The organism is Halalkalibacter lacteus, from assembly GCF_036663595.1.
Classification (GTDB): Bacteria; Bacillota; Bacilli; order Bacillales; family Bacillaceae_D; genus Halalkalibacter; species Halalkalibacter lacteus.
This window is the reverse complement of record NZ_JAWRVL010000007.1, coordinates 146,320-160,329: the sequence shown is the minus strand read 5'-3', so window position 1 is coordinate 160,329 and position 14,010 is coordinate 146,320. Positions and strand designations below refer to the sequence as shown.

The 14,010-nt window shown below is 38.9% G+C and carries 10 protein-coding genes; 9 read left to right on the top strand and 1 reads right to left on the bottom strand.

The genetic code is table 11. From position 1 onward, the window contains the following. Positions 1–85: 85 nt before the first annotated feature. The 5 genes from SAZ04_RS07485 (at position 86) to ypeB (ending at position 9,153) form a co-directional block, all read left to right on the top strand. A complete protein-coding gene (locus SAZ04_RS07485; protein WP_332693415.1) occupies positions 86–1,204 on the top strand; it encodes a methionine biosynthesis PLP-dependent protein in 1,119 nt (372 codons plus the stop codon). Further along, the gene (locus SAZ04_RS07480; protein ID WP_332693412.1) at positions 1,201–3,033 is read left to right on the top strand and encodes a bifunctional homocysteine S-methyltransferase/methylenetetrahydrofolate reductase; all 1,833 of its coding nucleotides are present in this window, start codon (positions 1,201–1,203) and stop codon (positions 3,031–3,033) included. The genes SAZ04_RS07485 and SAZ04_RS07480 overlap by 4 nt, the downstream gene beginning before the upstream one ends. A 39-nt stretch (positions 3,034–3,072) precedes the next feature. Next, the gene (metH, locus tag SAZ04_RS07475; protein ID WP_332693409.1) at positions 3,073–6,525 is read left to right on the top strand and encodes a methionine synthase; all 3,453 of its coding nucleotides are present in this window, start codon (positions 3,073–3,075) and stop codon (positions 6,523–6,525) included. A 240-nt stretch (positions 6,526–6,765) separates the two neighbouring features. After that, on the top strand, positions 6,766–7,785 hold the full coding sequence (gene sleB / locus SAZ04_RS07470) for a spore cortex-lytic enzyme (protein WP_332693406.1): 1,020 nt from the start codon (positions 6,766–6,768) through the stop codon (positions 7,783–7,785). Positions 7,786–7,803: 18 nt separating this feature from the next. Next, on the top strand, positions 7,804–9,153 hold the full coding sequence (ypeB, locus tag SAZ04_RS07465; protein ID WP_332693403.1) for a germination protein YpeB: 1,350 nt from the start codon (positions 7,804–7,806) through the stop codon (positions 9,151–9,153). 212 nt (positions 9,154–9,365) lie between these two features. On the opposite strand, the gene SAZ04_RS07460 is transcribed toward ypeB, so the two are convergent. Continuing rightward, on the bottom strand, positions 9,366–10,376 hold the full coding sequence (locus SAZ04_RS07460; RefSeq protein ID WP_332693400.1) for a DUF3231 family protein: 1,011 nt from the start codon (positions 10,374–10,376) through the stop codon (positions 9,366–9,368). Positions 10,377–10,962: 586 nt separating this feature from the next. Between SAZ04_RS07460 and SAZ04_RS23385 the strand changes: the two genes are divergently transcribed. From SAZ04_RS23385 to rpsA, 4 genes are all read left to right on the top strand, one after another. Beyond that, positions 10,963–11,046, top strand: a complete 84-nt coding sequence (locus SAZ04_RS23385; RefSeq protein WP_431308974.1) for a flagellar brake domain-containing protein — start codon at positions 10,963–10,965, stop codon at positions 11,044–11,046. A gap of 435 nt (positions 11,047–11,481) precedes the next feature. Beyond that, on the top strand, positions 11,482–12,156 hold the full coding sequence (gene cmk / locus SAZ04_RS07455; protein WP_332693397.1) for a (d)CMP kinase: 675 nt from the start codon (positions 11,482–11,484) through the stop codon (positions 12,154–12,156). 1 nt (position 12,157) lies between these two features. After that, on the top strand, positions 12,158–12,742 hold the full coding sequence (locus tag SAZ04_RS07450) for a lysophospholipid acyltransferase family protein (protein ID WP_332693395.1): 585 nt from the start codon (positions 12,158–12,160) through the stop codon (positions 12,740–12,742). Between the two features lie 98 nt (positions 12,743–12,840). Continuing rightward, positions 12,841–13,998, top strand: a complete 1,158-nt coding sequence (rpsA, locus tag SAZ04_RS07445; protein ID WP_332693392.1) for a 30S ribosomal protein S1 — start codon at positions 12,841–12,843, stop codon at positions 13,996–13,998. Positions 13,999–14,010 lie beyond the last annotated feature (12 nt).

Sequence of the window (14,010 nt, the reverse complement as noted above, 5' to 3'; positions counted from 1 at the left end):
AAGAAAAGATATTATTTATACCTCAATCAGCGACAAATAGGTGAGAGAGGATCATGAAATGATTGAATTATTGGAGGTATGAAAGATGAACCGAGAAAAACTAGAAACGATTTTAGTGCAAATAGGAAACCGTTCTTCGGACCCGACTGGGACGATCAATACACCTGTTTATTTTTCAACAGCATATAGACACACTGGGATTGGGGAGTCGACTGGTTACGACTATGCTCGAACTGGAAATCCGACGAGGGAAGTGGTTGAAAATGCGATAGCTAAACTAGAAGAGGGGGATAGAGGATTTGCATGTAGTTCGGGTATGGCTGCCATCCAAACGGTGCTATCTCTCTTTGAACAAGGTGATGAAATTTTAGCTTCTCAAGATTTATACGGAGGGACATACCGTCTATTCGAACAAGGATGGAATCGCTGGGGCTTAACATTTTCCTTTGCTGATCCGAGGAAACTTGAGCAGTTTGAACGTTGTATCACCGATAAAACAAAAGCTTTATTTATTGAAACACCGACGAATCCACTGATGCAAGAAGCATCAATTCCAGACTTGGTTCAAATAGCCCAAAAATATGGATTGTTATTAATCGTTGACAATACATTCTACACTCCTTTGTTACAACAACCACTTGTTGATGGGGCAGATATCGTTATTCATAGTGCCTCGAAATATTTAGGAGGGCATAATGATGTGATTGCTGGGTTAATTGTCGCTAAGGGAGAAGAGTTATGTGAAAGAATTGGGTATTATCATAATGGAATTGGAGCGATTTTATCTGCGTTTGATTCATATCTTTTAACTCGAGGCATGAAAACACTTGCGATTCGTATGGATAAACATGAAGAAAATGCAAAAGCGATTGTTACATACTTAAATGAGCAAGAAAGCGTGACCGATGTCCTTTACCCAGGTAAGGGAGGCATGGTCTCATTTCGTATCTTACATGAGCAATGGGTGAATCCATTTTTGCAGCAGTTGAAACTTGTCTCTTTTGCAGAAAGTTTAGGGGGGGTCGAAAGCTTGATGACTTATCCTGCTACGCAAACGCATATGGATATTCCTGAAGATATTCGAATAGCAAATGGAGTTTGTAATCGTCTTTTGCGGTTTTCTGTTGGGATAGAACGGGCTGAAGATTTAATTGCAGATCTTGACCAGGCATTCCGGTATGTAAAAGAGGAGGGCGACGAATGAAATTACTAGAACAATTAGCCACGCGGGTTTTAATTGGGGACGGTGCTATGGGAACTTTGCTTTATGAGCAAGGCGTTGATCAGTGCTTTGAAGAGGTGAATATAACTGACCCTGAAAAAATTGTGAATGCTCATAGAAAATATGTAGAAGCTGGCGCGGATGTAGTACAAACCAATACATATGCAGCCAATCAATTAAAACTTGAGAAATACGGTCTTAATAAACAAGTTCAGACAATCAATCAGACGGCTGTAAACTTAGCTAGACAAGCAGCAAAAAAGTCAGCATTTGTAGTCGGAACTGTTGGTGGAATAAGAAGGTTTCAACTTGAAGAATGGAGTTTGCGCGAAATTGAAGTTGCTTTTTCTGAGCAAATGAATGAACTATTGTATGAGGGTGTCGATGGACTTTTACTTGAAACATTTTATGATTTAGAGGAAGCAAAAATGGCAACGAGTCTAGCTAGAAAGCTAACTAATTTACCGATAATTGTCAATCTTTCAATAGGTGAAGTTGGTGTCATGAACGGTGGTATAGCTGTTTCTAATGCGTTTGATCAGCTTATAGCAGTAGGAGCGAATGTTGTCGGGTTGAATTGCCGGACAGGTCCATTTCATATGCTTCGCTCATTTGAAACGATGCCTTTACCGAAGGAGGCCTTTCTATCAGCCTACCCGAATGCAAGTTTGCCTGATTACAGAGATGGGCGAGTGTTCTATCAATCGAATGCTGATTACTTTCAAGCGATGGGGGAACAATTTATTAAACAAGGTGTACGCTTATTAGGTGGGTGCTGCGGGACAACACCGGAACATATTGAGGCGTTTGCAAAAGTAAAATCTGTTACGAAACCGGTCACTAGTAAAACGGTCCGTCCACTTGTAGCGGTGAGAGAAGCGATTCACATTCCGCGGAAACAAACGCCGTTACCAGAAATTGTGAAAGAACGTAAATCTGTTATTGTTGAGTTAGATCCCCCGAAAAAATTAAATACAAAACGATTTATGGAGGGCGCAAAGGCATTGAAGGAAGCTGGTGTAGATGCTGTGACAATGGCTGATAATTCACTTGCTTCTCCAAGAGTCGATAATCTAGCACTCGGAGCGATGGTGAAAGAGCAGCTTGGAGTCAGACCGCTTGTTCATGTTACGTGTCGTGATCGAAATTTGATTGGTTTACAATCACACTTAATGGGTCTTAATGCGTTAGGAATTGATGATGTGTTAGCCATTACAGGGGACCCAACAAAAATTGGCGATTTTCCTGGAGCAACATCTGTCTATGATGTAAGTTCGTTTCAACTCATTTCATTTATTAAACAATTGAATGAAGGCATTTCGTTTTCAGGGAAAGAACTTGGACAAAAAGCAAACTTTTCTATCGGAGCAGCACTTAACCCGAATGTCAGGCACCTCGACAAAGCGGTTAAGCGAATGGAGAAAAAGGTTGAGAGCGGTGCGGATTACTTCATGACACAACCAATTTATAGTGTGGAGCAAATCGAAGCGCTAGCTGATGAAACGAAGCATGTAAAAGAGCCTATTTATATTGGGATTATGCCATTAACAGGTACTCGAAATGCCGAATTTCTTCATAACGAAGTACCAGGGATTAAATTAACAGATGATATTCGTGCTGCGATGGTAGCTTGTGGAGAAGATAGAGACGCATCAACAGCAGAAGGAATCAAAATAGCAAAATCATTAATTGATACAGCACTTACTTATTTCAATGGAATTTATTTAATTACACCATTCTTGCGTTATGAAATGACAGTGGAGTTAACTCAATATATTGAAGCTCAGAAATTTATCATGCAGGGAAGATAACGATTGATAAAGTAAGTGGAAAGTAGAAAGGAAGGACATATGGTTAAGTCTTTGTTTGAACAACAACTTGAAAAGAAAATACTCATTTTAGACGGTGCGATGGGAACAATGTTACAGCAAGCTAATTTAACAGCTGAAGATTTTGGTGGGGAAGAATATGAGGGCTGTAACGAGTATTTAAATGAAACAGCACCTTATGTAATTGAAAAGATTCACCGAGCTTATCTAGAAGCAGGCGCTGACATTATTGAGACGAATACATTTGGTTCAACTGATATCGTCTTAGACGATTATGACCTAGGATATAAGGCGGAAGAATTGAGCCGTATTGCTACGGCAATTGCTAAAAAGGTAGCAGATGAATTCTCTACCCCGGAGTGGCCGAGGTTTGTTGCTGGAGCAATGGGGCCAACAACGAAATCATTGTCTGTAACTGGTGGAACAACGTTTGAGAAACTAGTTGAATCTTATCATGAGCAAGCGCGTGGAATCATCCGTGGTGGTGCTGACGTGATGTTACTTGAAACGAGTCAAGACATGCGTAACGTTAAGGCAGGTTATATTGGGATTGAGCGTGCATTTAATGAGCTTAATGTAAAGTTGCCTATTTTTATCTCAGGTACAATTGAACCGATGGGTACAACGTTAGCTGGTCAAAACATTGAGGCGTTCTATTTATCGCTAGAGCATATGAACCCAGCAGTAGTCGGATTAAATTGTGCGACAGGACCAGAATTTATGCGTGACCATATTCGCTCATTATCAGAACTAGCAACGACGTATGTAAGTTGTTATCCGAATGCAGGTTTGCCTGATGAAGAGGGGCATTATCATGAGTCTCCGGAATCACTGGCGACTAAACTACGTGGCTTTGCAGAAAAAGGTTGGTTAAATGTAGTTGGAGGGTGTTGTGGGACAACGCCTGATCATACCCGCGCAATGGTAGAGGCAACAAAAGAGTTTCAACCGAGAACGTTTAATGAGTCGCACCCTCATGCTGTGTCTGGTATTGAACCGCTTATTTATGATGACAGTATGCGTCCGTTATTTGTAGGAGAACGGACAAATGTCATTGGTTCTAGGAAATTCAAGCGATTAATTGCTGAAGGAAAGTTCGAAGAAGCATCAGAGATTGCTAGAGCTCAAGTGAAAAAGGGAGCACATGTTATTGATGCATGTCTAGCAGACCCTGACCGTGAAGAAATGGAAGATATGGAAAACTTTCTTCAGTTTGTCGTTAATAAAGTGAAAGTTCCATTGATGATCGATTCAACCGATGAAGTGGTTATTGAAAAAGCTTTGACCTATTCACAAGGAAAAGCGATTATTAATTCGATTAATTTAGAAGATGGGGAAGAGCGGTTTGAAGCGGTTATTCCAATTGTGAAAAAATACGGTGCGGCTGTTGTTGTTGGAACGATTGATGAAGAGGGAATGGCTGTAACTGCCGAGAAAAAAGTAGAAGTTGCGAAGCGTTCTCATGATTTACTCGTTAATAAATATGGACTCAAGTCTGAAGATATTATTTTTGATCCCCTTGTCTTTCCAGTTGGAACGGGTGATGAACAGTATATCGGGTCGGCAAATGCGACTGTTGAGGGAATTAGGCTTATTAAAGAAGCTCTTCCGAAATGTTTAACAATTTTAGGGGTTAGTAATGTTTCATTCGGTTTGCCACCGGTAGGTCGTGAAGTGTTAAATGCCGTATACTTATATCACTGTACGCAAGCGGGGCTTGATTATGCGATTGTGAATACGGAAAAATTAGAAAGATATGCCTCGATCTCTGACGAAGAAAAAGAAATGGCTAACAAACTGTTATTTGAAACAACCGATAAAACCCTAGCTGAGTTTACTGCGTTCTATCGTGGGAAAAAGGCTGAGAAAAAGGTTGATCATTCTAATTTAACTCTTGAAGAGCGCTTAGCTTCCTATATAGTTGAAGGTACAAAAGAAGGTTTAGTGAAAGACTTAGACAAAGCGTTAGCAACTTATTCTGACCCTCTTGATATTATCAATGGACCTCTTATGGTTGGGATGGACGAAGTAGGTAAACTGTTTAATAATAATGAATTAATTGTTGCTGAAGTTCTGCAAAGTGCAGAAGTAATGAAAGCATCTGTTGCCCATCTTGAACCACATATGGAGCAAAAAGAAAATGATAATGGAAAAGGGAAGATTCTACTTGCAACGGTTAAAGGTGATGTTCATGATATTGGTAAGAACTTAGTTGAGATCATTTTAGGCAATAATGGGTTTAAAATTGTCAATCTTGGTATTAAAGTTACTTCCAACACATTAATTGAAGCAATTAAGAAAGAAAATCCCGATGCAATTGGATTGTCTGGTCTTCTTGTGAAATCTGCTCAGCAAATGGTGTTAACAGCACAAGATTTACGTCAGCAAGAAATATCAATACCCATTCTTGTAGGCGGAGCTGCGCTTACGAGGAAATTTACGGATACAAAAATTGCGGCTGAGTACGACGGTTTGGTCTTATATGCGAAAGATGCTATGAATGGGTTGGATATTGCTAATCGACTAGCAAAACCAGATGAACGTGAACGTCTTGCTAAAGAGCTTGCTGAGGCGCGTGCGAAAAAAGAGGCTGTACGTCCAGTTGAGCGTAAACCAATTAATGAACGAACAGTAGATGAAAATGTTCAATCAGAAGTTAAGCGTGATGGTCCAATTTTTACGCCGACGGACTTAGATGGACATATTTTACGTGATTATAAACTTTCGCACTTGGAGCCATATATCAATATGCAAATGTTGCTCGGACGGCACCTTGGCTTACAAGGAAAAGTAAGCAGACTCCTTGAGGAGAAAGATACGAGAACCGTTGAATTAAAGGAAAAAGTAGACGAGTTTTTAGTGAAAGCTAAACAAAATCAAATAATTCAAGCGCACGGGATGTATCAATTTTTCCCTGCTCAAGCTGATGGTAACGATATCGTAATATATGATCCAAGTGATCAAAAAACAGAGCTTGAACGTTTTTCTTTTCCAAGGCAGAATCATAAGCCGTTCCTATGCTTAGCCGACTACTTACGTCCGATAACGAGTGGAGAAATGGATTATGTTGGATTTCTTGCTGTTACGGCTGGTCATGGTGTACGTGAACTTGCAGAACAAGCAAAGCGGGATGGTGATTATCTTTACAGTCATTTAATCCAAGCTGCAGCACTAGAGATAGCAGAAGGATTTGCTGAACGTGTCCACCAGCAAATGCGTGATCGCATGGGGTTCCCGGATTCAGCTGATATGACAATGGATGAAAGATTTTCTGCTAAGTATCAAGGAGTTCGTGTGTCGTTTGGATACCCAGCATGCCCGAATTTAGAAGACCAAGAAAAACTATTTAAGTTGTTGAAGCCTGAAAAGATAGGGATTCAACTGACAGAAGGATATATGATGGAACCAGAAGCGTCTGTTACGGCTATGATGTTTGCACATCCTGAAGGACGTTACTTTAATGTGTTAGGGTAATAATTACCAATGTTACTATAGTTGTTGAGGTTGTTGAGAGTATTATTTCTCAACAACCTTTTTTGGTTGAGTTTCTGTTTTATCAAGGCTTTGCAGGGATGATAAGGAAAAATTATGGTAAGTTTTTGGTTGGAAATTGTATAAAAATAGGTCGGTAACAAACACTATCCATATCAATCATGACCAAAAAATGATGTGTCATGAAACAGATAACATGAACACAAGGAGGTCACTCGCAACATGAAACGTAATCTGTTTAAGTTAAAAGTTCCACTTATCATGACATTAGTTTGTATCGGGTTGTTGATGAATACATCACCAACTCACGCATTTACCGATCAAGTAATTCAAAAAGGTGCAACGGGTGATGATGTTGTAGAATTACAAGCTCGTCTCCAGTATATTGGCTTTTATAACGGGACAATTGATGGAGTATACGGTTGGGGAACTTACTGGGCTGTACGCAATTATCAAGATGAATTTGGCTTAGATGTCGATGGTCTTGTAGGTCAGCAAATGAAAGATATGTTAAACCGTTCAACCAATTATAACGAAGAATATGTGCAAAAAGCATTAAATGAAGGACGGAAATTTACTCATTACGGTGGTACGCCAAAAGAAATTCAAAAAGGGGAAAAGGGCAGCCGAGATAAAGCACAACCAGAGCAGCCACAACCAGGAACAGGAGAAGCACAACCGGGTCAACCACAACCAGGAGCGGGAGAAGCACAACCAGAGCAACCGCAACCAGGGGCGGGAGAAGCACAACCGGGTCAACCACAACCAGGAGCGGGAGAAGCACAACCAGAACCGACACCAGATGAGCCTGTACCTTATCCGGAAGAGCCGGAAGAACAGGATAATGAAGCAAATATTCAAAAAGCAACAAATGTTCCAGCCGGTTATTCAGATAATGATATTCGAATAATGGCTCAAGCTGTGTACGGTGAGGCGCGTGGTGAGCCGTATGTTGGTCAGGTTGCTGTTGCGGCAGTCGTTATCAATCGAATTAATAGTCCGACATTCCCTAACACGGCATCAGGCGTGATATTTGAGCCTCGTGCGTTTACAGCAGTTGCTGATGGACAAATTTATATGGAACCGAATGAAACAGCTCGTCGTGCGGTGCTTGATGCTATAAATGGTCAAGATCCTACAGGGAATGCACTTTATTACTTCAATCCAGATACCGCAACTTCGGGTTGGATTTGGTCTAGACCGCAAATTAAACGAATTGGAAAACATATTTTCTGTCATTAATTTTTGGAGGTGAATAGTGTGGTACGAAATATTGTAATAGGATTGTTAGCTGTAGCCGTAGTAGCAACTGGTATTTGGGGGTTTCAAGAACGTGAAGGGAAGCAAGTTCTTAAGATTACTGCAGAGAACAATTACCAACGTGCGTTTCATGAACTAGCGTTTCATCTTGACCAGATTGAAGATCAGTTAGGTTCGACGCTTGCGATGAATACAAGGCGTCAACTAACCCCGGCATTGGCAGATGTTTGGCGTATAACAAGTTTAGCGCAAGAAAGTATAGGGCAATTGCCATTAAGCTCCGTTGATTTAGGAAAGACTGAAGAGTTTTTATTTAAGTTAGGTAGATTCAGTTACAAAACATCTATTCGTGACTTAGAAAAGGACCCTTTAACAGATAAGGAATATGAGACATTACAAAAGTTGTACGGTTATTCAAAAGATATTCGTGAAGAAGTGCGAAAATCACAAGCGATGATGCTAGATAACGGTGATCAATGGCTTAATATTGAGGAAGAGATGAGAGCAACGCAAGAACCTCTAGATAATATGGTAGTCAACAATTTAGAAGTCATGAATAAATCGATTCAGAGTTACAGTGAAACAGAATGGGGAGCCGGTTTAGCGGCAATTGATGATTTAAATGGCGAATTGAAAGAAGCGCTTGACGGAGAACCTGTTTCGAAGGAAGAAGCTGAAAAAATAGCTCGTAAGTATATACAAGTAGATAAACAAACGCCAGTGCATGTTGCTGAAACTGGTGCTGGCCTAGTTTACCCTGCCTATACGATTGTAGTCGATGATCCAGATCATGAGACCAATTATTATATGGATATGAGTATTAACGGCGGAGAACCGATTTGGTTCTTGCAAGACCGTCAAATTGAAGAGCAAAATATTAGTTTAAACGAAGCTGTTGAAAAAGCAGAAGAATACCTGAAGGAAATGGGAAAAGATAACTTGCAAGTAATTGATAGCAGACAATATGATTCAACTGCTATGTTAGATTTTGTTCATGTTGAAAAGAATGTACGAGTTTATACCGATTTAATATCAATTGAAGTAGCTCTTGATGACGGAGACATTTTAGGGTATGAAGCGAAGAGTTATTTGATCCATCATAAAGACCGTACTATCCCTGATCCGAAATTAACGAAAGATGAAGCAAGAGAGCGATTAAACCGGCGTGTTGATGTTATGGAAGATCACCTTGCCGTTATTGAAAATGACTTAGGTGAAGAAGTGTTGTGTTATGAATATTATGGTGTGATTGATGATGAAACGTATCGGATTTTTATCAATGCTGAGGATGGGGAAGAAGAGAAGGTTGAGCGACTAAAACAATCTGAACCTATATATGATTTCACGTAATTGCTAAAAAGAAGAAGCAGATGCTAACGGGTTCCGTTACCTATCGCAAAATCCAAATATACACAAGAAAATATATCTCAACAAGCACCGCAAAATGCGGTGCTTGTTGCATATGAAATAGCCCAATCATTAAACTGAGCTATTTCCTGTGTTTATTTTCAATCGCTTCTTTAACAATAATTTTAAAAACACACTTGTGAGTGTTAGGACTTTTATTTATTAATTAGTTGCTTTCGTTCTTCCATCTGAGGTGGCTCTTCCATCCAACCATTGTTAATCATTATTTTTGCACCTTTATGGGCATATTCAAAAGTATCTTTCATAAAAATAGTCATTTTTGCTGGTAAATCATTTCGTAAACTAAAAGCGGTTCCTAATGAGCTACCACCCATAGCGAAACTACAAAAAAGACTTGTGCAATACATCATCAATTTATCAGAAAATGGAGCCACCGTTGAACGAGTTGGATTACCACCCGATGATTCTGGGGTTTGTACACCACTTTGTAGTAAGGTTTCGTTTAATTCTTTTATAATACTTTTAGCAAGTTCTGTGCCTTCATTAAAGAAGTTTTTTACTTCTCTTTCATTTGCACATTGAGCAAATCCTGTAATCATCTGCACCCCAGTGATATTTGTTTCAATTGTATGATGAAGATGAGCAACTTCTACCGTATTTAATGTCCGTTTTTCACTAAATGGATTAATGGCGAGTCCGCCTAAATAGGTTGTATCTTTAACAAACTCAACCGATTTTGGCATTGAAACATAAGGTGGTCGAGCAAGCATCCCTTTTTCAAGCAAATATTGTGTGCAAAGATTGTAATACTTTTGAGTAATGGCAGTAAGTTCATTAAAAATTATTACAATATCTTCTCGATATGCCATCGTTATATTTAGTGAATGCAAGGCCATACTAAGTTCTTTTAGTAGACGAACAAACATTATGTCGAAACCGTTATCATATAACTTCGGCACCCCAATGTTGACATCTTGTGCAGTATACCCGATTGGTATTACAACACCTTCATTTTGTAAGGTTTCTGTTATTTTACTAACATAAAGGTCAATTTCTCCATGTAAATTAGTCATAATTCCCTTGGCTTTTTCGTCATCGGCTTGCTCAATAAAATATTCTAACATTCGCAAAATCATTGTTTTCTGTTGATATGTAAGCCATAACGTACCCAGTTCGGATGACGTAATTGCAGGTTTCTCTGGCATATAGCATTCCTCCCTGAAACTTTCTTATTTTAGGTTGAACATAAAAGGGCATAGTAATTCAGTATTTTTAAGGTGTAATATTCCATCTACTCTTCTTCAGCTAAGCTGCTTCGTTCTTGCAGGTAAAATGTAAGCTTACACCAGTTATTGTAACCTAACAAATTATGCTACAAATTGCTATACATATCCAAAGCATATTTAGCAATAAATCCTTTCACCAATAAAAAACGACCATCAATTTAACATACAATTTGATGGTCATTTTAACTTGCATTTCTAATGTTTGCGATAGGGAACGGAACCCGTTAAACAGATGCTTTTTCTTTTTGATTTTTCATGTAATAATAAGGAAATAGCATACATATAGCACCTGAAAATTTGAGAAGGAGCAAAGAGATTGATTAAAGTAGGTTCTACTATTTTTTTAGAACTACAAGAAAGAAACGATCTTGAGAAGAAAATGCTGCACTTTAAGTGTCGATTAGTCGATTAAGCCCAAACGATGTATGTAATTGATTACCCGATTAATGAGGAAATGGGAAAACCTAGTTTTTTCTTTGATGGTACTGAATTTTGAGCTTGGTTCATAGCTGAGGATAAAGCAGTTTACGCATTCGATACTGAAATCATTGGGAGAAAAAAAGGACATATACCTGTCTTGTTTTTATAAGATCCAGGAAAAGAAAAGTACGTGCGGATACAACGTCGTCCGTATAGACACATCAGTCGATGCAGCTATACATCCAATTGAATAACGAATTTTCTCCTTTTTCAACAATCACTTCAGATGTAAGTGGAGGGGGTTGCGCCATCTTCGTTCATGAGGGTACGAATTTTAAGTGTGATAAGATTGTAAGTAAGGAAAATTAATCATACTATAGGCATTGGTTATAAAGTTTTTTCCCTTTTTTGCATAAACATTTACAGTAAGAATCGATCTGACTGTAAAGAGAATTTTTTCTATGATTAATTAAAACAGATAATTCGCAACCTTTCGTTAGACTAAAAATGTAAGAGTATGATAAGATGATTAAGAGAACAATTGGGGTAATTGGTAGTGAAAACACTTTCAATTGTTTGGATTGTATATGAGGTGTATTAGCAGATGAATAAAAAGATGAATATTGCTATTGATGGTCCTGCTGGTGCAGGGAAAAGTACAGTTGCAAAATTAGTGGCAGAAAAACTGTCCTATCTTTATATTGATACTGGAGCTATGTATCGTGCTCTTACTTTTGCAGCATTGCGAGCCAATTTAGATCTTGAAGAGGGCTCACAACTTAAGGAATTATTGGATGGTTTGACGATTCAATTGCAGCATGAAGAAAGCGGTGTACGAGTTCTACTTAATAATGAAGATGTTACGGATGAAATTCGTACAAAAGACGTTACATCTAACGTATCGTTGGTTTCAAGCCATGAAGGAGTTCGAATCGAAATGGTTGATCGCCAACGTAAATTAGCGGAGACTGGTCATGCAGTGCTTGATGGAAGAGATATTGGAACCTATGTATTACCAGACGCAAAGGTAAAAATTTTCTTAACGGCATCTGTTGAGGAAAGAGCTAGACGTCGGTATGAAGAGCATCAAAAAAAGGGAATTTCATCAGACTTTGACCAAATAAAAAAAGAAATCGCTCATAGAGACAAGTTAGATTCAACACGAGCATTTGCCCCGTTGAAAAAAGCTGACGATGCGGCAGAAATAGACTCAACTACTCTAACTATTCCAGAAGTAGCAGAATTAATCATCGAGCTAGCAAAAGAGAGGGAAAGGTAGCATGGGGATTTATCAATTTGGACAAAGTGTAAGCAGAATGGTTCTATCAACTTCTTATAAAGTTGAAATAATAGGGAAAGAGAATATTCCGAATGAGGGAGCGACAATTCTTTGTTGCAATCATATTCACTATTTTGACCCTCCATTATTAGGTGCTTACATCAAACGTCAATTACATTATATGGCAAAAAAAGAATTATTTGAAAAACCTATTCTAAAAGGGTTGTTACCGAAATTAGGTGCTTTTCCTGTGCGTAGAGGGATGAGTGATAAACAAGCTATCCGTACGGCTATGAAATTATTAAAAGAAGGACATATGATAGGTTTGTTTCCAGAAGGAACAAGAAGCAAAGATGGGAAAGTAGGAAAAGGCTTATCAGGAGCAGGTTTTTTTGCCCTTCGAACAAATGCTATAGTAGTTCCTTGTGCTATTATTGGCCCTTATAAGAGTTTCAAACGATTAAGATTAGTTTACGGTGAGGCTATAGATTTCAGTGAACTAAAAGAGCGAAAAGCTTCTGCAGAAGAAGCAACAGAATTAATTATGAGTGAAATCAAGCAATTGGTTGAAACACACACATCATAATACCAGGAATAAATTTTCTTTCGCTAGTCGTGAAAGATAGTTAAAATAATAGTGAGGTACCGCTACTAGACTGCGGGGATTGAAGGAGGCAAAAGTCAATGGTCGAAGAAATGAACAACGAAGTGACAGAAATGAAGTCCTTTACTGTAGGAGATGTTGTATCGGGTAAAGTGACGAAAGTCGAAGATAAACAAGCGTTTGTCGATGTGGGCTTTAAGGTTGATGGCATCGTTCCAATAAGTGAATTGTCAAGTTTGCATGTGGAAAAAGTAAGCGATGTTCTTTCAGTTGACGATGAGCTTGAATTAAAGGTTCTTAAGTTAGAGGACGATGAGCTCATCCTTTCAAAGCGTGCGGTGCAAGCGGAGAAAGCATGGGGCGAGCTTCAGCAAGCTTTTGAGTCTAGTCGAGTTCTTGAAGTGGAAGTTGCTGATGTTGTAAAGGGTGGACTCGTTGTTGATTTAGGAGTACGAGGGTTTATCCCGGCTTCTTTAGTTGAACGTCATTTTGTCGAGGACTTTTCAGATTACAAAGGTCGTACGTTACGATTAAAGGTAGCTGAAATTGACAAAGAAAACAATAAACTTATTTTATCGCAAAGAGCAGTGTTAGATGAAGAATTAGAAGAGAAGAAGCGGAATGTGTTACAAACATTAAAAGCTGGGGATGTTGTCGAAGGGAGAGTTCAACGATTAACAGACTTTGGTGCATTTGTTGATGTTGGTGGAGTAGATGGTTTAGTACATATTTCACAGCTGGCTCATCATCGCGTAGAAAAACCATCAGACGTTGTAAATGAAGGCGATTCTGTTCAGGTGAAGATTTTATCAGTAGATCAAGATAGTGAGCGAGTATCCTTGTCCATTAAAGAAACATTACCAGGACCTTGGGAGAATTTTTCTGGGAAAGTTAAGCCTGGGGATGTATTAGAAGGTACAGTAAGACGCCTTGTGACATTTGGTGCTTTTATTGAGCTTGCACCTGGTGTTGAAGGTTTAGTTCATATTTCTCAAATTGCAAACCGTCATATTGGGACTCCGTCTGAAGTGTTATCAGAAAGGGAAAAGGTTGAGGTTAAAGTACTTGATGTGAATATTGAAGAGAAGCGTATTTCCTTAAGCATCCGTGACTTGCTAGAAGATGAGGAATCGAGTAATGCAGATTATCAAGCTTATGAAGCATCAAAAGAAGCAGAATCTGGTGGCTTCTCTCTTGGAGATATGATTGGTGACCAATTAAATAAATATAAAAACTAAAAATTTAGGGTG